This is a genomic window from Pedobacter sp. T50_32 (assembly GCF_057652195.1).
This window is the reverse complement of sequence record NZ_JBYFBY010000006.1, coordinates 1-25,088: the sequence shown is the minus strand read 5'-3', so window position 1 is coordinate 25,088 and position 25,088 is coordinate 1. Positions and strand designations below refer to the sequence as shown.

The 25,088-nt window shown below is 37.2% G+C and carries 28 protein-coding genes; 8 read left to right on the top strand and 20 right to left on the bottom strand.

All coding sequences use genetic code 11. The features are described 5' to 3' along the window. Positions 1–153 precede the first annotated feature (153 nt). The 4 genes from ahcY to AC23ME_RS16730 form a co-directional block, all read right to left on the bottom strand. Complete coding sequence (gene ahcY, locus AC23ME_RS16745; RefSeq protein ID WP_487728913.1) at positions 154–1,470, bottom strand: adenosylhomocysteinase; 1,317 nt, start codon at positions 1,468–1,470, stop codon at positions 154–156. Between the two features lie 159 nt (positions 1,471–1,629). Further along, complete coding sequence (locus tag AC23ME_RS16740) at positions 1,630–2,361, bottom strand: hypothetical protein (protein ID WP_487728912.1); 732 nt, start codon at positions 2,359–2,361, stop codon at positions 1,630–1,632. Between the two features lie 92 nt (positions 2,362–2,453). Continuing rightward, entirely contained in the window at positions 2,454–3,227 is a 774-nt protein-coding gene (locus AC23ME_RS16735; RefSeq protein WP_487728911.1) for a hypothetical protein, read from the bottom strand. Positions 3,228–3,236: 9 nt separating this feature from the next. Next, positions 3,237–3,995 (bottom strand): 3-keto-disaccharide hydrolase, encoded by a 759-nt coding sequence (locus AC23ME_RS16730; protein WP_487728910.1) that lies wholly within the window; start codon positions 3,993–3,995, stop codon positions 3,237–3,239. A gap of 156 nt (positions 3,996–4,151) precedes the next feature. Between AC23ME_RS16730 and AC23ME_RS16725 the strand changes: the two genes are divergently transcribed. Further along, entirely contained in the window at positions 4,152–4,505 is a 354-nt protein-coding gene (locus tag AC23ME_RS16725) for a DUF2752 domain-containing protein (RefSeq protein ID WP_487728909.1), read from the top strand. A gap of 6 nt (positions 4,506–4,511) precedes the next feature. Then, positions 4,512–4,967, top strand: a complete 456-nt coding sequence (locus AC23ME_RS16720; protein ID WP_487728908.1) for a CCC motif membrane protein — start codon at positions 4,512–4,514, stop codon at positions 4,965–4,967. Positions 4,968–5,176: 209 nt separating this feature from the next. On the opposite strand, the gene AC23ME_RS16715 is transcribed toward AC23ME_RS16720, so the two are convergent. Together AC23ME_RS16715 and AC23ME_RS16710 are read right to left on the bottom strand one after the other, a co-directional pair. Beyond that, a complete protein-coding gene (locus AC23ME_RS16715; protein WP_487728907.1) occupies positions 5,177–5,572 on the bottom strand; it encodes a bactofilin family protein in 396 nt (131 codons plus the stop codon). Position 5,573: 1 nt separating this feature from the next. Next, the gene (locus AC23ME_RS16710; protein ID WP_487728906.1) at positions 5,574–6,410 is read right to left on the bottom strand and encodes a M23 family metallopeptidase; all 837 of its coding nucleotides are present in this window, start codon (positions 6,408–6,410) and stop codon (positions 5,574–5,576) included. Between the two features lie 165 nt (positions 6,411–6,575). Here AC23ME_RS16710 and AC23ME_RS16705 point away from each other — a divergent pair, with 165 nt between their 5' ends. Then, positions 6,576–6,986: a BrxA/BrxB family bacilliredoxin gene (locus tag AC23ME_RS16705; protein ID WP_487728905.1), complete on the top strand. Its 411-nt coding sequence runs from the start codon at positions 6,576–6,578 to the stop codon at positions 6,984–6,986. A gap of 50 nt (positions 6,987–7,036) precedes the next feature. Here AC23ME_RS16705 and AC23ME_RS16700 read toward each other — a convergent pair whose 3' ends face one another. Further along, entirely contained in the window at positions 7,037–8,203 is a 1,167-nt protein-coding gene (locus tag AC23ME_RS16700; protein ID WP_487728904.1) for an aminotransferase class V-fold PLP-dependent enzyme, read from the bottom strand. Positions 8,204–8,336: 133 nt separating this feature from the next. Then, positions 8,337–8,939, bottom strand: a complete 603-nt coding sequence (locus tag AC23ME_RS16695; RefSeq protein WP_487728903.1) for an OmpH/Skp family outer membrane protein — start codon at positions 8,937–8,939, stop codon at positions 8,337–8,339. A gap of 320 nt (positions 8,940–9,259) precedes the next feature. Here AC23ME_RS16695 and gyrB point away from each other — a divergent pair, with 320 nt between their 5' ends. Continuing rightward, positions 9,260–11,218: a DNA topoisomerase (ATP-hydrolyzing) subunit B gene (gene gyrB / locus AC23ME_RS16690; protein WP_487728902.1), complete on the top strand. Its 1,959-nt coding sequence runs from the start codon at positions 9,260–9,262 to the stop codon at positions 11,216–11,218. 613 nt (positions 11,219–11,831) lie between these two features. Here the strand turns inward: gyrB and AC23ME_RS16685 are convergent. From AC23ME_RS16685 to mdh, 8 genes are all read right to left on the bottom strand, one after another. Further along, positions 11,832–12,758: a bestrophin family protein gene (locus AC23ME_RS16685; RefSeq protein ID WP_487728901.1), complete on the bottom strand. Its 927-nt coding sequence runs from the start codon at positions 12,756–12,758 to the stop codon at positions 11,832–11,834. 30 nt (positions 12,759–12,788) lie between these two features. Then, complete coding sequence (locus tag AC23ME_RS16680) at positions 12,789–13,289, bottom strand: hypothetical protein (protein ID WP_487728900.1); 501 nt, start codon at positions 13,287–13,289, stop codon at positions 12,789–12,791. 107 nt (positions 13,290–13,396) lie between these two features. Continuing rightward, positions 13,397–14,758: a sensor histidine kinase gene (locus AC23ME_RS16675; RefSeq protein WP_487728899.1), complete on the bottom strand. Its 1,362-nt coding sequence runs from the start codon at positions 14,756–14,758 to the stop codon at positions 13,397–13,399. Further along, entirely contained in the window at positions 14,758–15,435 is a 678-nt protein-coding gene (locus AC23ME_RS16670) for a response regulator transcription factor (RefSeq protein ID WP_487728898.1), read from the bottom strand. Before AC23ME_RS16670 ends, AC23ME_RS16675 begins: the two co-directional genes overlap by 1 nt. Before the next feature lie 170 nt (positions 15,436–15,605). After that, positions 15,606–16,139, bottom strand: a complete 534-nt coding sequence (locus tag AC23ME_RS16665; RefSeq protein ID WP_487728897.1) for an SRPBCC family protein — start codon at positions 16,137–16,139, stop codon at positions 15,606–15,608. A gap of 62 nt (positions 16,140–16,201) precedes the next feature. After that, on the bottom strand, positions 16,202–16,864 hold the full coding sequence (locus tag AC23ME_RS16660) for a peptidoglycan recognition protein family protein (RefSeq protein ID WP_487728896.1): 663 nt from the start codon (positions 16,862–16,864) through the stop codon (positions 16,202–16,204). Between the two features lie 67 nt (positions 16,865–16,931). Next, positions 16,932–17,357: an aspartyl protease family protein gene (locus AC23ME_RS16655; RefSeq protein WP_487728895.1), complete on the bottom strand. Its 426-nt coding sequence runs from the start codon at positions 17,355–17,357 to the stop codon at positions 16,932–16,934. Between the two features lie 88 nt (positions 17,358–17,445). Then, on the bottom strand, positions 17,446–18,384 hold the full coding sequence (gene mdh, locus AC23ME_RS16650; protein ID WP_487728894.1) for a malate dehydrogenase: 939 nt from the start codon (positions 18,382–18,384) through the stop codon (positions 17,446–17,448). Between the two features lie 528 nt (positions 18,385–18,912). Between mdh and AC23ME_RS16645 the strand changes: the two genes are divergently transcribed. Together AC23ME_RS16645 and AC23ME_RS16640 are read left to right on the top strand one after the other, a co-directional pair. Next, complete coding sequence (locus AC23ME_RS16645; RefSeq protein ID WP_487728893.1) at positions 18,913–19,188, top strand: hypothetical protein; 276 nt, start codon at positions 18,913–18,915, stop codon at positions 19,186–19,188. Between the two features lie 142 nt (positions 19,189–19,330). Then, on the top strand, positions 19,331–19,915 hold the full coding sequence (locus tag AC23ME_RS16640; RefSeq protein WP_487728892.1) for a porin family protein: 585 nt from the start codon (positions 19,331–19,333) through the stop codon (positions 19,913–19,915). Between the two features lie 5 nt (positions 19,916–19,920). On the opposite strand, the gene AC23ME_RS16635 is transcribed toward AC23ME_RS16640, so the two are convergent. Then, positions 19,921–20,841 carry a YihY/virulence factor BrkB family protein gene (locus AC23ME_RS16635; RefSeq protein WP_487728891.1) on the bottom strand — a complete coding sequence of 307 codons (921 nt, stop codon included), beginning with the start codon at positions 20,839–20,841 and terminating at the stop codon, positions 19,921–19,923. A gap of 90 nt (positions 20,842–20,931) precedes the next feature. On the opposite strand from AC23ME_RS16635, the gene AC23ME_RS16630 reads away from it, so the two are divergent. Continuing rightward, positions 20,932–21,102, top strand: a complete 171-nt coding sequence (locus AC23ME_RS16630) for a hypothetical protein (RefSeq protein ID WP_487728890.1) — start codon at positions 20,932–20,934, stop codon at positions 21,100–21,102. Positions 21,103–21,207: 105 nt separating this feature from the next. On the opposite strand, the gene hppD is transcribed toward AC23ME_RS16630, so the two are convergent. Then, positions 21,208–22,338: a 4-hydroxyphenylpyruvate dioxygenase gene (gene hppD / locus AC23ME_RS16625; protein ID WP_487728889.1), complete on the bottom strand. Its 1,131-nt coding sequence runs from the start codon at positions 22,336–22,338 to the stop codon at positions 21,208–21,210. A gap of 70 nt (positions 22,339–22,408) precedes the next feature. After that, positions 22,409–23,575, bottom strand: coding sequence for a homogentisate 1,2-dioxygenase (locus AC23ME_RS16620; protein WP_487728888.1), 1,167 nt, complete (start codon positions 23,573–23,575; stop codon positions 22,409–22,411). A 270-nt stretch (positions 23,576–23,845) separates the two neighbouring features. On the opposite strand from AC23ME_RS16620, the gene AC23ME_RS16615 reads away from it, so the two are divergent. Next, complete coding sequence (locus AC23ME_RS16615) at positions 23,846–24,295, top strand: hypothetical protein (protein WP_487728887.1); 450 nt, start codon at positions 23,846–23,848, stop codon at positions 24,293–24,295. Between the two features lie 68 nt (positions 24,296–24,363). Here AC23ME_RS16615 and AC23ME_RS16610 read toward each other — a convergent pair whose 3' ends face one another. Beyond that, a complete protein-coding gene (locus AC23ME_RS16610) occupies positions 24,364–24,879 on the bottom strand; it encodes a PPC domain-containing DNA-binding protein (RefSeq protein ID WP_487728886.1) in 516 nt (171 codons plus the stop codon). Between the last annotated feature and the right edge of the window lie 209 nt (positions 24,880–25,088).

The window sequence follows — 25,088 nt, the reverse complement described above, 5'->3', positions numbered from 1 at the left end:
GCTCTACGAAGTAAAATCTCATATCGAAGCGATTATGCAAAAGATATAATGTTCGAGATGACGCAAATTTATACACCGTTTGTACATTTCTAACGCGAAGCCACAAAAAAAAGCCCCGATAAACTCGGGGCTTTTCATTTATGCTATTTCAGCTTAGTATCTGTAAGCTTCTGGTTTAAATGGACCTTCTACAGCTACACCAATGTATTCTGCTTGGTGAGGATCAAGAACATCTAACTCTACACCGATTTTTTCTAAGTGTAAACGAGCTACTTTTTCGTCTAAGTGCTTAGGTAAAACGTAAACTTTGTTTTCATAAGCATCTCTGTTAGTCCAAAGTTCTAACTGCGCCAAAGTTTGGTTAGTGAATGAGTTACTCATTACGAAAGATGGGTGACCAGTTGCACAACCTAAGTTTACCAAACGACCTTCAGCTAAAATGATTATATCTTTACCATCAATAGTATATTTATCTACCTGAGGTTTGATTTCAACTTTAGTGTTGCCATAGTTTTGGTTTAACCAAGCCATATCAATTTCGTTATCGAAGTGACCGATGTTACAAACGATAGCTTTATCTTTCATTGTTTTGAAATGCTCGCCACGAACGATGTCACGGTTACCAGTTGTAGTTACCACGATATCAGCTTCTTTCACAGCAGTAGCAAATTTCTTTACTTCGTAACCTTCCATTGCCGCTTGTAAAGCACAAATTGGATCGATTTCGGTAACGATTACACGTACACCTTGTGAACTCAAAGATGCAGCAGAACCTTTACCAACATCACCGTAGCCACAAACAACAGCTACTTTACCAGCCATCATCACATCGGTAGCACGACGAATTGCGTCTACTAGTGATTCGCGACATCCGTATTTGTTATCGAATTTAGATTTAGTTACCGAATCGTTAACGTTGATCGCAGGTAAGTGCAATGTTCCGTTTTTCATACGCTCGTATAAACGGTGTACACCAGTAGTAGTTTCTTCTGATAAACCTTTAATTGCGGCAATTAACTCAGGATATTTATCAAACACCATGTTGGTTAAATCACCACCATCGTCTAAGATCATGTTTAATGGTTGACGATCTGGACCGAAGTGTAAAGTTTGCTCAATACACCAATCAAACTCTTCTTCGTTTAAGCCTTTCCAAGCATAAACTTGAATACCAGCAGCAGCAATTGCAGCAGCAGCGTGATCTTGTGTAGAGAAAATATTGCATGAAGACCAGGTAACTTCTGCTCCTAGTTCTACCAAAGTCTCAATTAAAACTGCAGTTTGGATAGTCATGTGCAAACATCCTGCAATTCTAGCACCTTTTAGGGGTTTTGTTGGACCAAATTCTTTTCTTAATGACATTAAGCCTGGCATTTCTGCCTCTGCCAATTCGATCTCTTTGCGGCCCCATTCCGCCAGTGAAATGTCCTTAACTTTGTAAGGTACGTAAGTTGTCTCTACTGATGACATATTCTTTTCTTGTTTTAATTTGAGCTGCAAAGTTACGGCATAGCTTTGTGAATATCAATTTAATAAGACGTGCTTTACAAAATTGTGTTTCTAATTCTTTTTGAACTGTAGAAACCTATCATCAGCGTTTTGTTTTTTATTTGTCGATTAAAATTAAACTTAGTTATTTTTGATAGGTTTACGCTTGTTCTGTTCAATATTAAATTGATCAAATAATTCCAAAACCTTTTCTTTTTCATGTTTTTTGAACACCTTATTGATCATCCAGTAAGTTTCTCTTTTGGAATGTGAGTTGTAAATTAACGAGATTTTATAAAGTTTACTTTTTGCCTTTGCGTCAAAATCCTTATTAAAAGAAAAGTCTATATCAGTTAGTTCTTTGTCAAAGTATCTATAAAGTGAGTCAGGTTCGTTGTTTCCCTTAATTTTGTTAGCATATTTTTCTACTCGGATCTGTTGAAGGTTATCTTCTTCAATTTTGCTTGGAGGCCCCAAGTCAAGCTTGAAAAAGTCGTAGTTGAAAAAATCTAATCCATTAGTTTTTAGAAATAACTTATGATTAAATGTTTTCCATTTGCCTTGCTCGTCATAAACTAAACCTTCTTCTTTGGCTTTGTTTATGAAATAGTAAAAGTAAGTAGTGTCATTTAGGTCGCTCTCAAGCTTGGAATCTTCTTGTAACTCTTCGATACTGGTTATCTTGGTTTTGTAAATGATGCAGTCTTCCAAGTAAATAATTAAAATATCATTTCTGATATCGATGTCAGGATCTCTTTTATCGACAGAAAATGAATAAGAACTAAAATTGATGATTTTAATATCTTTTTGAGATAGTGATTTTTGGCATGAGGAGATAAGTAAAATGCAGGCTAGGGATATTATCTTGAGCATTTATTGTGAGGCTAAATAGATTTAATTGAATTGTAAAGTTATGAGATGGTTTAGTGAATATCAGTTTAATAATTTTGATTTACTTTGTTACATTATTCTGTCTTATCAAGTTCATATCTTTTTACAATCTCCTTAAGAAAGTGTTGGTTTTGCATATTTAACAACCTAACCTCTGAATAAAACTCAGTTCTAATAATACTGTCTTTTATATCCTTCCCTTGATAGATATTAATAAAGCTTGACTTGGATAACTTACTTTTCTTTTTTTTATCCAATAAAGTGGAGAGTGAAAAGTTAATGCCAACTAATCTTTTATCAAAATAGCGATAAATTGAGTCAGAATCCTCTTTGGTATTTTTTTCATTTGAATATTTTTCAATTTCTAAAAATTCATTAATCCTTTCTATTTTGTCTGGCTTTCCTAAATTCAACTCATAAATTTCAAAATTTTTAGAGTTAAGCCCGTTTTCAACAAGTAGGGAGTCTAAGGAGAACTGCTTAACATACTTTAATTTGTTATCGTACTCAATACCGTAATTATTACTTCCTTTTACGATGTAGTATTTAAAAGTTGTATCAGGATCAAAAAACTCTAAATTAATAGTATCGCCAATTACTATACTTCTACTATTCTTGAATACTATCTTGGGTAGCTTATAAATAACATAATTATGATTATAAAATTTAAAAAGCCAGGTGCTATCATTTGATATTTGACCATTTAACGTATGGGTTTTATCTACGTTGACTAAGGCAATTCCTTCAAATTTATTTTGCTTGTTTACGATTTTACAGCCTACAGATAACAAAAACAATAAAATACCAAGTGTTATTTTTAATTGGCTTTTAACCCTTATTAACTTCATTAGCTTCTTCTACAACTGCCTTAACCAAATATTCCTGAAGCTTATTGGCTCACTCGGATCACCGTGATCTTGGAGTTTAATTGGAGTTGCGCCATGCGCTTTTTTGTAAGATGCCTTACCGATGTATTGCGTTGGACCTTCTAAAGGAATGTTATTTTGCACCAGCACGCCGTTAAAGAAAGCAGTAACCCTAGCTGGAGATTTCAACGAACCGTCGGTATTAAAGGTAGGGGCGGTCCAAATTATATCGTAGGTTTGCCACTCGCCAGGTTTTTTATTTGCAGTTGCTAGAGGGATAAACTGCTTGTAAATACTACCCGCCTGTCCATTTACGTAAGTGTCGTTATTGTAGTTGTCTAAAATCTGAAGTTCGTAACCGTCATCGCCACCGCCAGTAGAAGCAAGAAATAAACCGCTATTTCCTCTAGCTTGTCCTTTGCCAGTAATGTTGGCTGGAATTTTCCACTCCAAATGCAATTGGTAGTTTAAAAATGATTGCTTGGTTTGGATGTTTCCAGTTCCTTTTTTAACGGTGAAGGCGCCATCGGCAACGGTCCAGGCAGCTGGTTTTGTATTGTCCCTTACAGATACCCATTGGTCTAAGTTTTTTCCATCAAAAAGGATAAGTGCATCCGAGGGAGCATCAGAAAAATGATTTCCTGGGGTAACTTTTGGCGGTACAGGCTTGTAAAACTCGGTGTCTTCTGGTTTTTGCGCTTGTGCTTGTAAGGCAAATAGAGGTAAGGCAAGTAATATCAGTCGTTTCATCGTTTATAGATTAACAGTAGTTAAATCGGGATAAGGTTCGTTTTTTATGTTTGGGAGTGTTGCTTTAGACTTTTAGCTTTAATCTTGTTTCTTTATTGATGCAATTTAACAATTAGGCTGATATAAATTAACAGGTAATTTATATTTTAGTGGCGAATGAAAGGTGCATTGGTACTATTTACTTTGATTTTGCTGACTGAGGGCAGGGGCTTGATCCATTGGTTGGAAACGCATTTGCTTTCTTGCCCTTTTAAACAAATGACGGGTTCAGATTGTCCTGGTTGCGGCTTTCAGCGTTCGGTAGTGGCTTTATTAAAGGGGGACGTGGTAGATTCGGTTAAATTGTATCCCGCAACTATACCTTTTGTAGGGCTAATGATCTTTCTTTTACTACACCTAAAATTTGATTTTAAAAATGGTGCATTCATCATTAAGCTAATGTATATTTTGATTACAACAATTATAATAATTAACTATATTTATAAAGTTTATCATCAACAATTATTCTAGAAAACTATGTCAGAAGAACAAGAAGGTCAAGCTCAACCAAATCCACAACCAGAGCAGCCAACTAATCAAGCTTTTAATCAAGGTAATCCTTTCCAACCACAAGGCGGAGGTTTTGGTTTTGGGGGCATGCAACAAGCTTTACCAAATGCTACAGCAGTATTGGTTTTAGGTATCTTATCTATTGTTACCTGTTGCTGTTATGGTGTTATCGGTTTAATATTAGGTATTATAGCTTTGGTATTAGCGAAGAAAGATAAAGCGCTTTACAACGCTAATCCGTCTGTGTACACCGAAGGCTCTTTTAAAAACCTAAACGCAGGTAGAATTTGTGCTATCATCGGCTTAGTTCTTAATATTATCTACTTGTTGCTTTATATTGCTTTAATTGCGATGTTTGGTTTCGGAGTATTAACAGATCAGGATGCGATGAAAGAATGGATTATGCAAATGCAAAATCAATAATATACACTTGCTTAAACAAAAAAGCTTCCGAAATTTCGGAAGCTTTTTTGTTTTCAGCTGCTGCGACGTGATCAGCATTTCATTACTGTAGAAATGGTTGGTGATAAACCAGCTATAAGATGAGAAAATATTCTGAATGTGCTACTTTAAAACTGATGCTGACCTGTAGCGAAGCGAAAAGCTACGGAGTAAAAAATAAAATTACTTTGTCACACCGCTTTCAAAACCTTTTCTTCAGTTTTAATCATCTGCTTCATTTCTAGCTTGCCATTATATTGTGCTCCTAATTCTATCTCTAAGGTCTCAGTTTTAATGTCACCATTAACCACGCCTGTTTTTTTAATTTCAAGCTGGATAGCCTCTACATTTCCTGTTACTTTGCCATAAATGATAGCCGATTTGGTTTTGATATTTCCAACTACAATACCTTTATCACCCAAAATAAATCCGCCCTCGGTAGTTACATTTCCGGTTACTTTTCCATCTATTCTAATCACGGATTTTCCAGAGATTTCTCCATTAATTTCGTAGCCATGACCAATTAGGGTGCTAATTTCTTGCTGGTTTAAGTCTAAGGATTTCGCGTCTTTGTTTTTTTTGAACATATTATTCGAGGCTTAAATAAGATTTTGGATTAACAATTTTTCCGTTTCTGTGTACTTCGTAGTGTAAGTGTGGGCCAGTAGACCTGCCCGTAGAGCCAATTTTGCCAATAATATCACCAGCTGCTACTCGTTGCCCCTGTTTAACAGCAATTTTAGAGAGATGCCCGTAATAGGTTTCGAACCCGTTGCCATGGTTAATGATAACCACATTGCCATAACCACCCTTTCTGCTTGCAAATTTCACCACGCCATTGGCCGTTGTCTTTACCGCTTCACCGTGATTTCCCTTGATATCTAAACCCTTATGGCTTTCTATACTTTCGCCAGTAAATGGATTTTCGCGGTGGCCAAAGTTAGAGCTAATTCTACCTTTATGCGGGTAGCCCATGGGCGTAAAGCCAACCAGGCGTATCATCCGTTTAAGGTATTCTTCGTAGAAACTGCCAATTTCTTCCGTAGAGCCCATTTCGCTACTTTCTTCGCCTCCCTGACTTTTAGGGATAGGTTTCAACCCTCTTGCTTTAAGGTATTTATTGATCGTTTTTAGCTTATCATCTATAGATAAATAATGTTTCTTAATGGCTGATGTATCCAATTGTACCGTTTCATTCTTGTGTTTTTCTAACATCAAGGCTAAATTTTCGCTCGAAAGTCTGGCTTCGGCCCTGCTTTTTACCAAGTGCATGATGGTAATTAAGAGCGAACACAACAACACAATTAAGCCGCCAACAATTTTTTTCCAGTGCCTTAAATAGTAAGAATTTACCTGCAAAGGCTTGCTGTAAGCTTGGTTTTTATTAAGAAAGATGATGGTTGTTTTATCCTTCTGTTTAGACATGTGTATTCTTAATTTGTTTAGTTTGGTGAGCAAATATATGATTTTCAGTAATATATGGCTAGTACCTACAATATCATTTTATTGTTAAAACTAGGTGTATTAACGTTAAAAACTGGAAAACCTGTATAAAATGATTATTTTTGCAGCCACATTTAAAAAATAGATATGTATCCAGAATATTTAGTAGCGCCTATGCGTGCCGAGTTAACTAATGTTGGTTTTGATGAATTGAAAACAGCTGAAGAGGTTGACGCTGCCATTAGTGGTGAGGGAACTGTATTTGTAGTTGTAAATTCAGTTTGTGGCTGTGCTGCTGCGAATGCTCGTCCGGCGGCTAAATTGGCTGCGGCTAACGAGAAACACCCTGATAAGTTGGTAACTGTTTTTGCAGGTATGGAAAAAGATGCTGTAGATAGAGCAAGATCATATATGATGCCTTTTCCTCCGTCATCGCCAGCTATGGCTTTGTTTAAAGATGGTAAATTGGTTCACATGATCGAGCGTCACCAGATTGAAGGTAGACCAGCACAAATGATTGCTGAGAACTTAATTGGAGCTTTTGATCAGCATTGCTAATTAGCAAGTAATATAAAGAATAGGGCAGGGCTTAAAAGCTTTGCCCTTTTTTATGCCAATATTGCTGCTACTTTTTCAATTTCCTGTGCTGTGTTGAAATAGTGAGGAGAAAAGCGTAAAGCCCAATCTACATTTTTACGGGTAAAATCTATTAGTGCACTACTTTTATGGCTAACTGAATAATAGATGTTGTTATTAGAAAGTAGTTGCTCTAGCTCAACTAAGTCCATCTTTTGATGATGAAAAGTGACTATGCTGCTCAATCTGCTTCCTTCGTCCAGTATTCGCAGACTTGCATTTTCAGCTAACAACGCTCTAAGTTTTCCGCTAAGCACTTGGTTGTAATTCTGGATGTTGGATAGACCAATCTCGTTGGCGTAACGGATAGCCTCTGTAAATCCAACAATTGAAGCGCAAGGTTGTTCCCAAAATTCAAATCTCTTAGCGGTTTTGCCGAGTTCAAAATCATCAAACGAAGTCCAAGTAGCATCTTTCATATCTAAGGTTAACGGTGCTAATGGTAGCTGTAAAACTTTATCCGATACGAAAAGAAAGCCAGTCCCTCTAGGGCCTCTCAAAAATTTTCTACCTGTGGCGGTTAAAAAGTCGCATTTAATGTGTTGCACGTCAACCACTAATTGTCCTACAGACTGGCAGGCATCAACCAAATACAAAATATCATGTGCTTCGCATATATTTCCTACGGCTTCCACATTCTGTATTAAACCAGAGTTGGTAGGGATGTGGGTTACTGCTACCAATTTAGGCTGATGTTTTTTGATCAACAGCTCTAAATCATCTAGATCAATTTCTTGGTTAGCTAATTTTTTGATCCTATGGATGCTGATATTTAACCTCTTTTTCAACGAAATTAAGGCGATTTGGTTAGATACGTAATCATCATCAGTAGTGATAATACTGTCTCCGCTTTTAAATGGAATGCTAGATAAAGCCTTTGCATAGGCATCTGTAGCACTGTTCGCAAAAGCGATATTTTGCTCTTTAGCATTAATTAATTTTGCAGCTTCCGTATAAAATTGGCTGATAAGACTAGCATATTTGTTGGCAACGAAATAGCCGCCGAATTGTTCTTCGTCTTTTAAATAATTGATGGTTTTATCTAATACAGATTTTGGTGTTAACGAGGAGCCTGCGCTATTAAGAAAAATTTTATCACTACAGCCAAGTGTGTCTTTTCTAATTTGATCAATATTCATAAGGATTGGATAAACTGCCAAGGCAAATGTAATGTGAGCTAATTTTATAAACAAAAAAAGTCCCGCAATATGCGAGACTTTAAACTATTTTAGATTTCACTCTTCTGTAGAAATGATAGAAGGGCTGTATCTCTTATTTCTTCTCTTTAGCGTAAGCTTCGTTTAAGCCTTTAATCACTTCGCTAGTCACGTCTAAGCTTTGGTCAGCGAAAAGAATATCGCCCATACCTTTTTGGTATTTTAAAACCATTTTGTAGCCTTTTTCTTTAGCATACACTTTTAGGTAATCAGCAACTTTATTGTAAAGTGCTTCTTGCTCTTTAGCTTGCTCATTTTGGAAAGCTGCACCAGCATTTTGTTGGTAAGCTTGTAATTCTTGTTGCTTACGTGCTAATCTTTCTTCTGTAGCCGCTCTTTGCTCGCCTGTCATACCGTTAGCTTGTGCTTGGTATTGTTGCATATCGCGTTGGAAAGCCTGACCTTTTGCTTTAAGATCTGCATCGGCAGCTTTTCCTTTAGATTCCATTTTTGTTTTCAGTACTTTGAAGTACTCATATTGGTTTAAAAGCGAGTCCGAATCAACGAAAACGATTTTCTCTTTTTCTGCATCTGCGGTTACCGCTGGTTTTGCTGCTGTGCTTTCTGTTTTTGTTTCTTTATTTCCGCAAGCGCTCATGATAGAAACGATAGCGATTGCAGTAGCCAAACCGCTAAATTTTACTGTGTTTAGTTTCATTTATTTTTTTGTTGTTATTAATTTGTCAGATTTTTAACCCGATTTTTAGGAACGCTTGCGCCGATATTTAACCAAACAAGGTTCGTTCTGTTCTTGTAAATTTTAACAAATATAGAAATCAAATTCAATTCTTCGGTTTAAATGTTGAAAGCTTGGGAAGTTGTGATGTGGGTTGGCTGCTTAACTCGTTAAGGTGCTAGGTTTTAACCACTAGTTCAGAACTGTAAATTGTTGGCTAAAAAGTGTCCAAATAGTTATCCACACTACCCTAAAATCCATAAAAATTGCGTATTTTTGATTCTTAATTTTTCACATTAAATATGAGCGAAGAAAAAAATCCAAACTCTAATTATTCGGCGGATAATATACAGGTTTTAGAAGGTTTAGAGGCTGTTCGTAAGCGTCCTTCGATGTATATTGGTGATACCGGCGTTAAAGGTTTGCACCATTTAGTTTATGAAGTTGTAGATAACTCTATTGATGAGGCTTTGGCCGGTCATGCAGACACGATCTATGTAAATATTTTAGAAGGCAACTCTATCAGGGTTGAAGATAACGGTCGTGGTATTCCAACCGGTATCAATAAAAAAGAAAATAAATCGGCATTAGAAATTGTAATGACCGTTTTGCACGCTGGTGGTAAATTCGATAAAGATACCTACAAGGTTTCTGGAGGTTTGCACGGTGTGGGTGTAAGTTGCGTTAACGCCTTATCTACCCACTTAAAAGCAGAGGTGCACCGCGAAGGCAAAATTTGGATGCAGGAATATCAAATTGGTGTTCCACAGTATGATGTAAAAGAAGTTGGTACAACTGATAAAAGAGGTACCATTGTAACTTTTAGTCCAGATCCAACCATCTTTACGCAAACCACAGAGTATAAATATGATACTTTAGCAGCTCGTTTACGTGAGTTGGCTTTCTTGAACAAGGGCATTAAGCTTACCCTTACAGATGAGCGTGAGGTTTTGGAGGATGGTACTTTCTTTCAGGAAGTTTTCCACTCTGATGGCGGCTTAAAAGAGTTTGTTGCCTTTTTAGATGATACTAGAGCTTCGTTTTTACCTGAGCCAATCTATGTAGAAGGTATTAAAAATGGTATTCCGGTTGAGCTGGCTTTCCAATACAACGATAGCTATTCTGAGAACGTACACTCTTACGTAAATAACATTAATACGCACGAAGGTGGTACGCACATCGCAGGTTTCCGTAGAGGTTTAACACGTACTTTAAAAGCTTACGCTGATAAATCTGGTTTGTTAAAGAATCTTAAAATGGAAATTACAGGTGATGACTTTAGAGAAGGTTTAACTGCGGTAGTTTCTGTAAAAGTTCAAGAGCCTCAATTCGAGGGACAGACCAAAACCAAATTAGGTAATAGCGAGGTAATGGGTGCAGTAGATGTTGCTGTAGGTGAAGCTTTAGGTAATTACTTAGAAGAAAATCCAAAAGAAGCTAAAATGATCATTAACAAAGTGATTTTAGCTGCTACGGCTAGAGCTGCTGCTCGTAAAGCTCGTGAAATGGTGCAACGTAAGAGCGTAATGGGTGGTTCTGGTTTACCAGGTAAATTGGCCGATTGCTCTGATAGTGATCCAGAAAGATGTGAGTTGTTCCTAGTAGAGGGCGACTCGGCGGGTGGTACCGCTAAGCAAGGTCGTGATCGTAACTACCAAGCTATTCTTCCGTTAAAGGGTAAAATCTTGAACGTAGAAAAAGCAATGGAGCATAAAATCTACGAGAACGACGAGATCAAGAATATGTTTACCGCATTAGGTGTAAGTATTGGTACTGAAGAAGATGATAAGGCTTTGAACTTAACTAAACTTCGTTACCATAAAATCGTAATCATGACGGATGCTGATATCGACGGTTCGCACATTACAACGTTGATCTTAACATTCTTCTTCCGTTATATGAAACCTCTGATTGAGGCTGGTTATGTTTATATTGCTGCCCCACCACTTTATCAAGTTAAAAAAGGTAAGGAGTTTGAATATTGCTGGAATGACACTCAACGCGACGCTGCTATTCAGCGCTTAAAAGGTGCTGGTAAAGAAGATAGCGTACACGTACAGCGTTATAAAGGTTTGGGTGAGATGAACGCAGAGCAATTGTGGGAAACTACCTTGGATCCAGCTCGTCGTACCTTAATGCAAGCAACTATTGAAAATGCTGCAGAATGTGACCACACTTTCTCTATGTTAATGGGAGATGAGGTGGCACCACGTAGAGAGTTTATTGAGCGTAATGCAAAATACGCAAAGATAGACGCTTAGTTTTTCTCTCTTTAAAACCAAGTATAAAATTAAACCCCTTCCTGTTTCGGCAGAGAAGGGGTTTTTGTTTTGAGAAGGATGGGATGAATTTTATAAGTGCCTCACAGACTTACGAAGTCTGTAAAACTTCGTAAGTCTTCTAGGTATTTGATGAATTGCTGAGGTGGATTTTTAAGCAGTTAACAGACTTGTGAAGCTGTAAATTCGTAGCCTAACTTCGATTACTTATAGACAGGTACATTATGTAAGCCTTTCAGGCTATTTGATGTTGATGCAACAACCCAACGCAATGCGTTAGGTTAAAATATAATTCCCTTTCAGGGAATCTTTATCAACCTAAAATAACCTGTCGTAAACTTTTTAATAATGATAATATGAAAGGCTGAAGGCCTTCACATATAATAGCCAAAGCCAACAGCTTTGGTTATTATATGTGAGTAGACGGCCACCCTGAAAGGGCAGTATCGTTTTTGCAGAAATGGATTTACATTCATTTACGTTTAACTTTAGCCTATGTGTATAGCAATGCAAGTTGATCAAAAAATAACCCTCTCCGCATTTAGCAGTAGAGGGTTCATTGAAATCAAAAACAACACTAAGAAAATCTTGAACTTTATAAGATATAGTAAGAGCCTACTGGCGCCATATCTACGTGAGCTTTGTCTTCGAACAACTTATTGTCATCTAACATCTGGCACAAGTCTTTTTCAATTGTTCTGCAGATGGTAGTTGTAGGGGTGTCAGTCGGCTTATTTTCAAACGGATCTTGCAAATGCACAGCCATTTTCTCTACCAGTAAGAAAAATACAGAAATAGAGACAACCACCGGAATTTCCATTAAACCGAAATACTCAATTAAGCCAAATGGCAACATCATAATGAACAATACAATAGACATATGGATGTACTTGCTATATGTAACCGGGAAAATGGTTTTCTTGATACGCTCGCATCCACCCATGTGGTTACAAAGTGCATTTAAGGTTTTATCCAACTCAATTTGTTGGTACTTGTTGATCCACCCTTCTTTAAGCGCCTTCTTTAAATCCATAGCGTGTAGCTCTAAAAGCGCCACTGTTACATTGTTCTGCTTTTTTAAATAAGCATACTCTTCTGGATCTAAATATCTGTCTAAACCTTTAGAAGAACTGTGCCCTCTCAAAGATTGACTCAATGCATAGCACCAAGCAATTTGCCTCTTAATAAACCTATTTTTAAAGGCTTCTACTTCTTCTAGTGCATACGGACTGTCTACAAACGACATGATCTGTCTTGCTAAAGACCTCGAGTCGTTTACAATGGCTCCCCATAATATCCTAGCTTCCCACCATCTATCGTAAGCTTGGTTAGACCTAAATGCTAACAAAAGTGATATAATAGTACCTAGTAAAGCTGGTACGGCGATTGGAATGGATATTCTGGTAAAATGAAAATTTTGATACAGGACAACTACCGCAACTGCGTATAGCACTACAAAAAACAACTCCTGTTTAATTTTCCCAAATATGTAGGTAATCGGTATATTTTTACGTAACAGCATGATATTGGGTTTTAATTTTTATAACAATTATTAAGCTGATACAGCTTCTGCGGCTCTTTTTGGCTCTACTTTAGTGTCAAAAAGCTCGTAAGCAGCAGCAACCACATCAGTATCTAGTTCTAATACTTCGCAACCGCAACGAGCAGTTAAATATTTAGGATCGATACTGTATTTATTGATAGGTGTAAAGTTGTAGTTTTTAGGGTATACAACTAAATCAATCTCTAGCCCATCAATTAAGTTTCTGAAAGCAGCTGCAGTACTGCCGTAGAAAAATTCAACGCCTATACCTTTAACTTTCTTTTGGTACTTAAAAGTGTAAGCATCTATTTTCTGGTTAAACTCATCACTAATTTTTTCGTAGTCTTTGCTTCTTCTGCTCAGCATCAACATATCTGTAATCGAGTCGGATAATTTAAAAGCGTGTAAAAAGATAACGGTTACTTCTTCAAGACCTGGGTGTAATGCGATGGCGTCAATAGTTTTAATGCTTTCTACATTGAAATCGGTTGGAACTAATATTCTTTTCATGACCCTTGATATTTAAATGTTTAACTAATTATTTAACACAAAACTAAGGAGGCGATATTATAGCCGTTTAAGAAAAGGATTAGAATGAGATTAGAATTTCAAATATCTTAATTTATGGGAAGCATGACCTTGATTTCTGAGCCTAAGCCTTCCTGAGATTTGATACCGATGCTGCCGCGATGTAACCTGATGATATTCAGTGATAACGGTAATCCTACGCCATAGCCCTTAAAATTACTCGTATTAGAGGCCCTGAAAAATGGTTCAAATATATGTTGTATATCGTCTTGCGGAATACCAATACCTTGATCTGTTACTGCAATTGATAATAAGTTGCCATTGCTTTCTAATTTCACCATCACAGGTTTAAAATCTGAATATTTGCAGGCGTTACTTACAATATTGGTAACGGCAAGCTTTAGCAGGTTTTTGTTAGCTTTTAATGTTACGGCAGCTTCATCTTCAGGTAATTTGCTCAGGTCTAGCTCTATTTTACTCTCAGGATGTACTTGATACACTGCTTCTTTAATTTCCCAAAGCAATTCATCAATTCTAACTTCTTCCCTTGGTTGTACTTTTCCGTTAAAGCCAGATTGTGCCAAACCTAAAAGGCTGGTTAAAATATGTTCTAACCTATCGGCTTCTAATTTGATTTTTTCAAGTGCGGCTAAGTGTTCCTTCGAACCCATTTTTGCTTTTGCTGCTAACTCTACTTCGCCGCTAATAATGGTGAGAGGTGTGCGTAACTCGTGCGAAGCGTTGCTGATGAAATTGTTCTGCGTTTCAAAAGCAGTTTCCAATCTGTTCAGCATGTTATTAAAAGTCTGTGCCAAATCAGACATTTCATCGCCGCCGTAACTTTTCACATCTAAGCGTAAGTGCAGGTTTTCTGCCTTAATCTTTTTCATGCTTTTGATGATGTTTCGCAGCGGATTGAGCGTGTAATTAGAGAATTTCCACCCTACTACAAAAGAGAGAATGACCGATAGAAAAAAACCTGCTATCAATATCTTCTGCAGATCTCTAAGTTCCCTAAAGCCGTAGGGGTCGTTGGCAGCAATAATAACGATGTAGCCTGAGCTGCCAATATCAAAGTATTTTCCGGCGTAAAAATGGTTCTCCTTGCGGTATCGAGCCATTTTACCTTCTTTTATACGTTGGTAAAAACTTTTAGGAAGTGGGTCATCTGTGCTGACATCAGGATGTGTATTTGTATCAGCTTTAATAACGTATTCTTTTTCTGAAGGCAGATGTTCTAGATATTGAGCACGCATTTTAGCGTAGGCATCATTATTTTCATCCTTAACTAATTTGATTTGAGCTGCGATATTTACCCTCGCTTCTAATCGTCTGTAAAAATCTTCGAAAGCAAATTCGTTAGAAAAGTACCAAACGAAGCCGCTTAATAAGGAAATGATAACGGCTGATAGAATGGCAAACAGTAAGGTTATTTTTTTGGCAATTTGCATTAGGTTTCTTTCAGTACATAACCCAGCCCAACGGCGGTATGTATCAGTTTTTGGTCGCTATTTTTATCTATTTTTTTGCGGAGATAATTTACATATACATCCACCACGTTGGTGCCAAGGTTAAAGTCTATGTCCCAAACGTTTTCTAAGATATCAATTCTCGATAAAATTTTGGCTTTATTTTTCGCCATAAATTCTAACAAACGGTACTCTGTAGCGGTGAGCGTAATTTCTTCATCGCCTCGCTTTACACTTTTTGCGGTGAGGTTAATTTGTAAACTGCCAATATTGATGATCTGATCTGGGTTTACAGTACCACTATATCTTCTCAATAACATTCTAATGCGGGCAAACAACTCAGCAAACTTAAAAGGCTTAATCAGGTAATCGTCGGCACCATTGTCTAAACCATTTACCACATTTTCTGTGGTACCTAATGCCGTTAGCATAATGATAGGCACATTTGGTTTTTCCTTTTTGATGATTTTACACAATTCTAAACCATTGATGCCGGGTAGCATAATGTCTAAAATAATAAGGTCGAAATGATTTGCCAATGCCATTTTTTCTCCTGTCGTACCGTCTGGAGCTACACTTACGCTAAAGCCCTCGGCAGAAAGACCACGCACTACCACCGATACTACATTCGGCTCATCTTCAACTAATAATAAATTCATCGGGGGCAAGTAGTTTAAAAAAAAGCAGATTAAAAAATAATATGATAAAATAGATATGAATTTTACTGTTTTTTAACCAACAACAGACAAAAGCGAAATGTTTTTTCTACTATAAACAAAAATAGCCCTGTTCTTTTATTTACAGGGCTATCTCAATTAAGGGGTTGATTTTATTTTTTCTCCGACAATTCTTTCAATGATTGTAGCCCTTGTTCAAAGTCTTTTCCAATCATAGCGTCCATATCCATAAATACACACATCCATTTGCTAATGATATTGTGGTCACCTTCCATCGTCCAAGTAACATTCGTATTGGCACCTTCTTTAGCTAAGTTGAAGCCAACCTTTGAGTGGCTTTCCCACGGTTTAATAAACTTCATGTCCATTTTTACCACATTATATGGAGTGGTTTCGCTAAGTGTCATTTCACCTTCCCCAGATTCTTCTCCAGTCCAATGGTATTTGTGACCAACTTGTTCTGGTGTTCCAGTAACATCTACTTTGGCTTTTGGATCCATCTTAGACCAAGCATTCCATTTTAAAAAGTTGTTAAAGTCGGCAATGTTTTTGTAAACTACAGTGTCGCTTGCAGCAATACTACTCGATCTGCTTACCGAAAAGTTTTTTGGAAGAAACATGCCTCCAATTAAAATGATAGCAATAAGCACAGCAATTACTATCAAAAAGATTTTTAGAAATTTCATTAGTTTATTTTTGTTTGATTGAAATAAAGTTAAAGAAATTTATACCGAACAAACAAGTATATTTAATTGCTTGGTACTCCTTTTAAAGCTAAGTCTTTTAAATTTTTCCTGATTTTCTGCATAAAATCAACACCAGGATCGCTTTTTCCAGTAAGATAATTTGGATTGGTTTCTTTCCAAAGCGCCGTACCTTTAAACTTACTGTACTCGTAATGGCCAATCAGATATTCAATTTTGTATTTTTTTTGTAGGTATCTCACCAAGTCTTCGTTCGCTCTAAGTTGAGCATCCGTTAAAGGGAAATCGGCACTGCCCACATTTTCTACACCAATGGCACAGTAGTTCAATCCAATGACATGGCGGGCAAAATAATTTTCGGGCATCAAGCGGTAAATCGTTCCGTCTCTATCAATCAAAAACTGCGAAGAAGTATTTAAGCTACTTACTTTCGCAATATCTTTTCTATCCCCGTTAGGTAGCTTCGATGGATAGAATGCGTTAAAGGTAGAAGAGAAAGTTTTTGCCGCTGTCCAATGCAGTACTACTACTTTAGGTTGTATAGTTGGTGTATTTTGGGTAATGCCGTGCCTTTCTTTTAAGTATTCGAGAGATAATCGAACTCTTGTAGAATCGAAAGTGATTGGTTTATCTATAATTTTGATTTCTTGGGAAAAGACTAAGAATGAACTGAAACAAAGAAGGATAAATAAGGTAAGTTTTCTCATTGAACAAAATTTGTATGAAACCATTAAGAAGTTAAGATAGATTAAGGTTTTTACATTAAAGTAGCTATTAACTTTTATAAAACCTCATTATTTTCTTGTTGTAGTCAATCTTACAGCTGAATTCTACCAAAATGTCGCCACCAATAATGCCAGCGATAGAAGGTTGCCCCATTTGTATATAGGTATCAGAAACACTTTGCAAATCTAAACCAACCGTTTCGTAATTCGGTAGTTTTAACTGACCAATCTGCAATAACGGAATAGTGCCAACTAGGGTAGTGGCACTGCTAAAAATAGTGGCAGCTTGCTGTTCATCATTTTCTTGCAAACTCTCTACATTCGCTTCCAATAAAGCTTTATCAAAAACCGAACGAGAAGCACCGGTATCTACCACTGCAAAAAGCTTTTGCCCAAAAACAACAATTTCCACCAAAATGTGGAAACCGTTGTTTTGTAAATTCACTAAAATTAAGGGAACAGTTATCGTCCTCATCACATTGTTTAATCGGTTAATTGTTTAATAGGTTAACTGTAGCTATACAATTAACCAATTGAAACGATTAAAACAGTTAACCATTTTTTTAAACTAATTTCATTTCAGCCAAAACGCTGTTCATGTTACGAACCGCATCTGCACTTTTGTTGAAAGCAGCCTGTTCCTTTTCGTTTAATTTATAATCTAATATTTTCTCCCAGCCGTTTTTACCTACAATTACAGGTACGCCTAAGCAAATATCTTGCTGACCGTATTCGCCTTCAAGCGCTACACAGCAAGTGAATAATTTTTTCTCGTCACGTACAATTGCCTCAACTAAAGCAGCGCCGGCAGCACCAGGTGCATACCAAGCAGATGTACCCAACAAACCAGTTAAAGTTGCGCCACCAACCATCGTGTCGGCAGCCACTTTTTCTAAAGTAGCTTCGTCAAGCAAGTCGCTAACAGGCAAACTTTGGTAAGTCGCAAATCTTGTTAAAGGAATCATGGTGGTATCACCGTGACCGCCAATTACAAAACCTTGCAAATCGTTAGGGCTGCAATGTAGGGCCTGGCTCAAATAATATTTAAAACGGGCGCTGTCTAAAGTTCCGCCCATACCAATAATACGGTTTTTAGGTAATCCCAAAGATTTCAATGCTAAATAAGTCATAGTATCCATTGGGTTACTAATAACGATGATAATTGCATCAGGAGAGTATTTTAGAATGCTTTCTGCCACGCCCTTAACAATACCCGCGTTAATGCCAATCAGTTCTTCGCGGGTCATCCCCGGTTTACGTGGCAAGCCCGATGTAATTACCGCTACAGCCGAACCAGCAGTCTGGCTATAGTCGTTCGTAACACCTTTAATTTTCGTGTCGAAGCCCAACAATGTTGCTGTTTGCATCATGTCAATGGCTTTACCCTCGGCGAAACCTTCTTTAATATCTAATAATACTAGTTCTTCTGCTAATTCTTTGCGTGCAATGTTATCTGCACAAGTGGCACCAACGGCACCAGCACCTACTACTGTAATTTTCATATCGACTATATTGGTTTAATAAAGAAGCTTTTACACTTCGTTTAACGTAATTAAAGGGTGTAATACTTGCTGCATTTCACGAAACTAAGGTATAGATTTGTATTAGCTAAACAAATATTTTTTGCATTTCAATTGTCAAAAAAGAATACTTGAAAACTTATGGAAGTACATGTTGGCAAAATCAGTCCCGCTATCCGCTAAATCTTTTTGTTTTCAGTTACTGCCGTTCATTCTTTTCGTGCTGAGCTTATCGAAGGATAATAACGCTCAGCTTGACACGACAAAAAGGATATCGCTACTATCGGGTTTATAAAACCTAAACCTGTGCAGCACCTGCAAACTAAACCCGGTAGCAGCGGATACCGATTTAATCGGTAATAGCGAATAACGGGGCTGCATTTAAATAGTAGTATTTAGCTGCTTTTCAAATTGATATCAATTTTTTTTATTCCAACATATATTTTTTAGAACTATTTGAGCTAATTTTTTGTTTAGCTTTAAACTAATCTTCACTTAAATTTTTGGGTTATGAATATTAAGGAACTGTTACTAAATGGTAAAGCATTTTTGGCTCTCTTAAATGATTTTGCAATCGAAGCAAAAAACGTGATCATAGAAAATGAGGAGATGCTTTTTTCTGGCACTAAAAACCCTAAAAACTCGGTTTTGAAAGAAACGGTGTGTATTGAGGGTAAAAACGACGAAGGGATTTTCAATTTCTTTGGTACTGTACATTTTAACTGGCTAGATAAGTTAGCAGTTTTTGAAATGCAAGGCTTCGAAAAAATTGATGCGAAAGCTTAATTTTGTACCTTCGAATTAACCAATAAATAAACGTCTGGCTATGGACGTGTGAAATTGCTTTGTCTACGTGTATTCCTAAAAGGAGTAATCTAAAGTGATGGCAATACAAATAACATCCAAAAATTAATGTTTAAATAAAATTATGAAAAGACTTACATTAACAGCACTATTGATCTGCTCTACATTTTTTGCATTTGCACAAGTGCTACCATCTTTCCAATTCGGGTTAAAAGGTGGATTTAACCTTTCTAAATTTAGTACAGAAAATACCTTTGGTAGCGACAATAAAGCGGGCTATTATGCTGGTGTTTGGACAAGAATTGGTGCGGCAGGCATTCATTTGCAGCCAGAATTGTACCTGTCGGGCAAGAATACAACCTTAAATAACAACGGCATAGAAAATGAAGTGAAATTCACAAGCTTGGATGTGCCTGTACTTATTGGTACTAAGATTGGCGCTGCAGGTGTTGGTGTTAGGTTAAATACCGGTCCTGTGGTATCTTTTATTCTAAGTGAGAAACAGAGCTTCGGCGATGCAGCTTCGAATGTTTTTAATGGCAGTTTTAAAGATCAAGCCTTTGCGTGGCAATTTGGTACTGGTTTAGACGTTGGTAAACTTAGCGTAGATTTAAGATACGAAATGGGTATGTCTAAACTTAATGATGCTGGTTATCCAGATACCAAACTAAATATATTTACGCTAGGCTTGGGCCTCAAGTTGTTCTAAACAACTTAGATAATTTCTTTTAACTCGTAAGCATGTGCGCCCTTAATTGGGCGTATGTCTTCGTGTTTTCTTTCGCTAATTACTTTGATAAAACATGCGCCAAAATAGAAAATTAGCGATGAGTAAAATACAAAAAGCATGATTAGAATGATGGAGCCTGATGCTCCGTAGATGTTTTCGATGTTGCTTAGAGGTAACATGATGCGAAGTATATACTTGCCCACATTAAACAGGACAGCTGTTAACAAACCTCCTTGCAAGGCAATTTTCCAATTTGGTCTGGCGTTGCTTAAAAATCTAAATAATATCGTAAACCAAACCATCACAATTAAGGTGAAAACGGTTTGATTTAGGATCCAAACCAACCATTTTGCTACATTAGGTGCAGTATCATTTAAGTAGGTGCCTACAAGAGCCTGAATACTATCTGTAACTAAACCTACAAAAAATAGGATCCCTGCTAACAGGATAATAATCATAGATCTAGCTCTAATTTTCAAGGTAAAAAGCACGCCGTTTTTTTCATTCTGACCAATATTCCAGATCTGCTCTACCGAGTTTTTGATGACATTAAATAGGGTAGTGGCTACAAAAATAAAGAACACAAAAGTCAATATGGTTGCCCACCAATTGTGGTCTATCCCACGAATATTTCTTAGGGTGTCTTTAATTTGATCGGTACTGCTGGGAATTAAAATTTCGGAAATACGGTCGAAGATGCGGGTTGCCAAAATCTTTCTATCTACAAAAAAACCAAATAATCTAATTAAGATAAGTAGTATTGGAGGGATCGCGAAATTAGCAAAAAATGCAGTTGCACCAGCCAATCGCAATGGATCGTTTTTTTGATATAGGACAAATGCTTTTTGTAAGTGATAACAAAAATGAAAGAGCTTCGATTTTTTGATGGCGGCAAGTTTTCCCATTAGCGAATTTCAAAAGTAACAAAATATGTTAACAGATGTTTGTTATTCCTTTTTTTATCGATAATTCGCTATAGTTTAGCGGTTTGTAAAATGCTCAAAACTTTATTGGCGGGTTTCGGTTATGCTAGTTATAAATCAAAAAATATGAATAATTTCTTTAGAACATTAATAGCAGGCTGGGGAGCTTGGAAATTAGGTGGAGGTTGTTTATCAACCATAGTGGTGTTTGTGGCATTGTATTATTTGCTGGGGCATTGTTAAACGTAAAAAGCTGTCATTCCGAGGAACGAGGAATCTGTTAGCGACTTAATAGATTCTTCGCTGTGCTCAGAATGACAGCAACAATATAGATTACAGTGGGTGCTACTACAAATTCCCTCTTAACGCTTGTTCACGTTCTAAGCTTTCGAACAATGCTTTAAAATTACCCGCACCAAAACTTTGTGCCCCTTTGCGTTGAATAATTTCGAAAAACAAAGTAGGTCTATCTTCAACAGGTTTTGTGAAAATCTGCAATAAATAACCTTCCTCATCACAATCTACCAAAATACCAAGGCCTTTTAATAGCTCAATTTCTTCGTCAATTTCGCCTACACGAGTAGGCATCATTTCGTAATAAGCTTGTGGTGGAGCACTCAAAAATTCTACACCTCTTTCTTTTAATTGTTTTACAGTTTTAACGATATCGCTAGTTGCTACGGCAATGTGCTGTACGCCTTCGCCTTCGTAAAACTCCAAGTATTCTTCAATCTGTGATTTTTTGATACCTTCAGCAGGCTCGTTAATAGGGAATTTAGAATAACCATTTCCGTTACTCATTACCTTGCTCATTAACGCAGAATATTCGGTGTTGATTTGCTTGTCATCAAATGAAAGGATGTTCACAAAGCCCATTACATCTTCATACCATTTTACGGTTTCGTTCATGCGGTTCCAACCCACGTTGCCCACGCAATGATCTATATAAAGTAAACCTGCGTCGCTTGGGTTATACTCACTTTCCCATTTTTTATAGCCTGGCATAAACACACCATTATAATTCTTGCGCTCAATAAACATGTGAATGGTTTCACCGTAAGTGTAAATGCCCGACATTTTTACTTCGCCGTTTTCATCTGTTAAAGTTTGCGGCTCTAAATAGGGTTTTGCCCCACGTTTCGTGGTTTCTTCAAAAGCGCTGTAGGCATCATCAACCCAAAGTGCCAATACTTTTACACCATCGCCGTGCTTTTTCACATGTTCGGCAATAGGGTTGTCCGATTTTAAAGCCGTAGTTAAAATCAAACGGATTTTTCCTTGTTGTAAAACGTAAGAAGCTCTATCTCTAACTCCGGTTTCTGGTCCGGCGTAAGCTAAGGATTGAAACCCGAAAGCGGTCTTGTAGTAATGTGCCGCTTGTTTGGCGTTACCCACATAAAATTCTATATAATCCGTTCCGTTAATTGGAAGGAAATCTTGTGCCTTAGCTATTTTTTCTGCAAATGTTTGTGTCGACATTTTGTTTGTATATTAATAGTTGTACTGTTTATGTTTTGCGCATTGCGTTTGCAACGCTCAACGCTTACCTTTATTCCACGTTAACCTGCCAACTTTTATGATAACTCTCATCTTCGATCGCGATAGCATCTTCAGTTAGCATCAATGGTCTAAAAGGATCAATCATTACGGCAAGTTCTTCGGTGCTTTCTTTGCCAATTGATTTCTCAACTGTGCCTGGGTGTGGTCCATGAGGGATACCGCCCGGATGCAAGGTAATCTGACCTTTCACCACACTTTTTCTGCTCATAAAATCGCCGTCTACGTAGTACAAAACCTCATCGCTATCTACGTTACTGTGGTTGTAAGGCGCAGGAATTGCTAATGGATGATAATCATATTTACGAGGTACGAAAGAACAAATCACGAAGTTGTGCCCTTCGAAAGTTTGATGTACTGGAGGCGGTTGGTGCAAACGACCTGTAATTGGTTCGAAGTTGTGAATTGAAAAACCCCATGGATAATGAAAGCCATCCCATCCTACAAAATCGAAGGGATGCGTACCGTAAGTGTACGGATACATAATTCCTTGCTTTTTAATCAGCACTTTGAAATCTCCAGCTTCATCAAAAGTTTGTAGATTTTCTGGACGTTTGATATCTCGTTCACAAAATGGCGAATGTTCTTCTAACTGACCAAAAGCATTTCTATATCTTTTCGGTGTACGAATTGGACTGAAACTTTCTACAATGAACAAACGATTTTTCTCATCGTTAAATTCCAGCTGGTAAATCGTACCACGAGGCACAACGAGGTAATCGCCATACTCAAAAGCAATTTCGCCAAAACCAGTTTTCAATTTTCCTGTTCCTTCGTGAATAAAAATTACTTCATCAGCCTGACTGTTCTTATAAAAGTAATCACTCATCGATTTTCGAGGAGCAGCTAAAGAAATATGCAAATCGCTGTTTACCAATACAGGTTTACGACTTTCCAAATAGTCATCTTCTGGTTTTACGTTAAAACCTAGCAGGCTTGTATGGCGCAAATGCTTTTCTCTAGCAATTTTTGGTTCTACATTATAAGGCTCGCCAATGGCTTTTACAATAGTTGGCGGATGGCAATGATAGACCAACGAGTACAAGCTCGAAAAACCTTCGGTCGAAACCAATTCTTCAGCGTATAAATCGCCATTTGGCTTACGGAAAACTGTATGTCGTTTAGGAGGTATACTTCCTAAAGTGTGATAAATTGGCATATGATACGGTTAATTTGGTTAGAATTAAATATAACGAATAATAACGGAAAGCGTTTGAGAGCGTTTTGGTAACGTTGTAAAACGCTTGAGATAAATGGTTATCTATAAAGAATATTGCGCAAAAATCAGCTTAGACAGCATCGCATATCGGTAAGCAGAAAATACTTCTGCCACACAATGGTTTTGATATGGGAAAATCTCGTTCATTTTGCTGATGCAAGTTAGTAGTTTTAAATGAATTTCTTAAATTTATAAAGATTACAATGACGAATGAAAACGATTTTAATCTCATTAATTACGGTACTGTTTGCTAGTAGTAGTGTTGCACAACAAAAAAAGCTGTACTATATTAAACTTGAAACCACTAAAAATCAAGCTTTAAAAGGTGTTTTTTACGAAATTAACGATAGTAGTTTTGTAGTGATATCTAATAAGACAGATACTTCATTCGTTACTTTTGCCATAGTAAAGAAATTGAAAGTATATGAAAAAGGTATTTTGATACCTTCGCTGCTAACCGGTGCAGGAACTGTCGGTCTACTTTCTTTAGCGGTTGGTCCATTGGCAGTACCTTTTCTTATTGTAGGTGTGCCCGTCGGTTTGGCGGTTGGCTACGGAGTTTCTAGTGTCGTTTCAGTTAAAAAACGATTTCGCAATTTTCAAGCTTTGGATAGGTCTCTGACAAGACATAAACTACAACCTTATGCCCAAAATAATTAGTGATTAATAACTCGCCACTTTTCTATCTAATTTTTCTTGAGAAATTGATGATAACTACGTCTGTTTACTCATTGTTTCGAACCACAAGGCAATTGTAAAACATTAGCGTTTAAAGGTTGCTCAACTTTTCTTTCTAGCTTTTTATCGTGAACTAGAACGGTGATTTCCATTGATCCCGTACCAACCGTTAATTCAAGTAGGTGTCCGCCGTAGGCTTTAAAATCTTCATCTGTTGCTACACCATGGATGTGCAGAGAGGCTTTGCCTTCGCTCCAAGCGATAGAGCCATTTAAGCTACCCATCTCTACCTTTTTAAAGGTTTTTGGGTTGAATTTCTTTTTTGCGAAATCGTAAAAGCCAAAGGTTGCCTTGCCGCCAAAGCCAATACCATAAATAGTTGCAGATGGAATTTGTTCTTTCGCAGCAAGTTCTTGTAGGTGTTGGAAAACATCATCACCCTCCCGTAAAACCATTAAAAAACCGCTGGGTGTTTTGATGTAGTGTTGTGTACAATCTTTGTCTTGGGCATAATTCGCAAATGCCATCAGCGCAAATATCATTGTAAATAAGACTTTTTTCATCATCTAGGTTCTGTTCTATTTTCTTATTTTGATTTGGATCTCGCTACAATTCTTTCCAATCTGTTTGCAGCGCTTCATTCATTTTGATGCTCTTGTATTGCATGGTGAGTTTGTTTTTGCCATCGCTAGTGACAGTTGTATATTTCGGAGAAACTGACCATGGGATTCCGTGTCAAACTGACCACCCAAACTGCTGGCGAACCTGTGCAACA

Bases quoted from the DNA above. Each gene is read 5' to 3' on its own strand.
- ahcY (WP_487728913.1), bottom strand. From the start codon at position 1,470: ATGTCATCAGTAGAGACAACTTACGTACCTTACAAAGTTAAGGACATT.
- AC23ME_RS16740 (WP_487728912.1), bottom strand. From the start codon at position 2,361: ATGCTCAAGATAATATCCCTAGCCTGCATTTTACTTATCTCCTCATGC.
- AC23ME_RS16735 (WP_487728911.1), bottom strand. From the start codon at position 3,227: ATGAAGTTAATAAGGGTTAAAAGCCAATTAAAAATAACACTTGGTATT.
- AC23ME_RS16730 (WP_487728910.1), bottom strand. From the start codon at position 3,995: ATGAAACGACTGATATTACTTGCCTTACCTCTATTTGCCTTACAAGCA.
- AC23ME_RS16725 (WP_487728909.1), top strand. From the start codon at position 4,152: ATGAAAGGTGCATTGGTACTATTTACTTTGATTTTGCTGACTGAGGGC.
- AC23ME_RS16720 (WP_487728908.1), top strand. From the start codon at position 4,512: ATGTCAGAAGAACAAGAAGGTCAAGCTCAACCAAATCCACAACCAGAG.
- AC23ME_RS16715 (WP_487728907.1), bottom strand. From the start codon at position 5,572: ATGTTCAAAAAAAACAAAGACGCGAAATCCTTAGACTTAAACCAGCAA.
- AC23ME_RS16710 (WP_487728906.1), bottom strand. From the start codon at position 6,410: ATGTCTAAACAGAAGGATAAAACAACCATCATCTTTCTTAATAAAAAC.
- AC23ME_RS16705 (WP_487728905.1), top strand. From the start codon at position 6,576: ATGTATCCAGAATATTTAGTAGCGCCTATGCGTGCCGAGTTAACTAAT.
- AC23ME_RS16700 (WP_487728904.1), bottom strand. From the start codon at position 8,203: ATGAATATTGATCAAATTAGAAAAGACACACTTGGCTGTAGTGATAAA.
- AC23ME_RS16695 (WP_487728903.1), bottom strand. From the start codon at position 8,939: ATGAAACTAAACACAGTAAAATTTAGCGGTTTGGCTACTGCAATCGCT.
- gyrB (WP_487728902.1), top strand. From the start codon at position 9,260: ATGAGCGAAGAAAAAAATCCAAACTCTAATTATTCGGCGGATAATATA.
- AC23ME_RS16685 (WP_487728901.1), bottom strand. From the start codon at position 12,758: ATGCTGTTACGTAAAAATATACCGATTACCTACATATTTGGGAAAATT.
- AC23ME_RS16680 (WP_487728900.1), bottom strand. From the start codon at position 13,289: ATGAAAAGAATATTAGTTCCAACCGATTTCAATGTAGAAAGCATTAAA.
- AC23ME_RS16675 (WP_487728899.1), bottom strand. From the start codon at position 14,758: ATGCAAATTGCCAAAAAAATAACCTTACTGTTTGCCATTCTATCAGCC.
- AC23ME_RS16670 (WP_487728898.1), bottom strand. From the start codon at position 15,435: ATGAATTTATTATTAGTTGAAGATGAGCCGAATGTAGTATCGGTGGTA.
- AC23ME_RS16665 (WP_487728897.1), bottom strand. From the start codon at position 16,139: ATGAAATTTCTAAAAATCTTTTTGATAGTAATTGCTGTGCTTATTGCT.
- AC23ME_RS16660 (WP_487728896.1), bottom strand. From the start codon at position 16,864: ATGAGAAAACTTACCTTATTTATCCTTCTTTGTTTCAGTTCATTCTTA.
- AC23ME_RS16655 (WP_487728895.1), bottom strand. From the start codon at position 17,357: ATGAGGACGATAACTGTTCCCTTAATTTTAGTGAATTTACAAAACAAC.
- mdh (WP_487728894.1), bottom strand. From the start codon at position 18,384: ATGAAAATTACAGTAGTAGGTGCTGGTGCCGTTGGTGCCACTTGTGCA.
- AC23ME_RS16645 (WP_487728893.1), top strand. From the start codon at position 18,913: ATGAATATTAAGGAACTGTTACTAAATGGTAAAGCATTTTTGGCTCTC.
- AC23ME_RS16640 (WP_487728892.1), top strand. From the start codon at position 19,331: ATGAAAAGACTTACATTAACAGCACTATTGATCTGCTCTACATTTTTT.
- AC23ME_RS16635 (WP_487728891.1), bottom strand. From the start codon at position 20,841: ATGGGAAAACTTGCCGCCATCAAAAAATCGAAGCTCTTTCATTTTTGT.
- AC23ME_RS16630 (WP_487728890.1), top strand. From the start codon at position 20,932: ATGCTCAAAACTTTATTGGCGGGTTTCGGTTATGCTAGTTATAAATCA.
- hppD (WP_487728889.1), bottom strand. From the start codon at position 22,338: ATGTCGACACAAACATTTGCAGAAAAAATAGCTAAGGCACAAGATTTC.
- AC23ME_RS16620 (WP_487728888.1), bottom strand. From the start codon at position 23,575: ATGCCAATTTATCACACTTTAGGAAGTATACCTCCTAAACGACATACA.
- AC23ME_RS16615 (WP_487728887.1), top strand. From the start codon at position 23,846: ATGAAAACGATTTTAATCTCATTAATTACGGTACTGTTTGCTAGTAGT.
- AC23ME_RS16610 (WP_487728886.1), bottom strand. From the start codon at position 24,879: ATGATGAAAAAAGTCTTATTTACAATGATATTTGCGCTGATGGCATTT.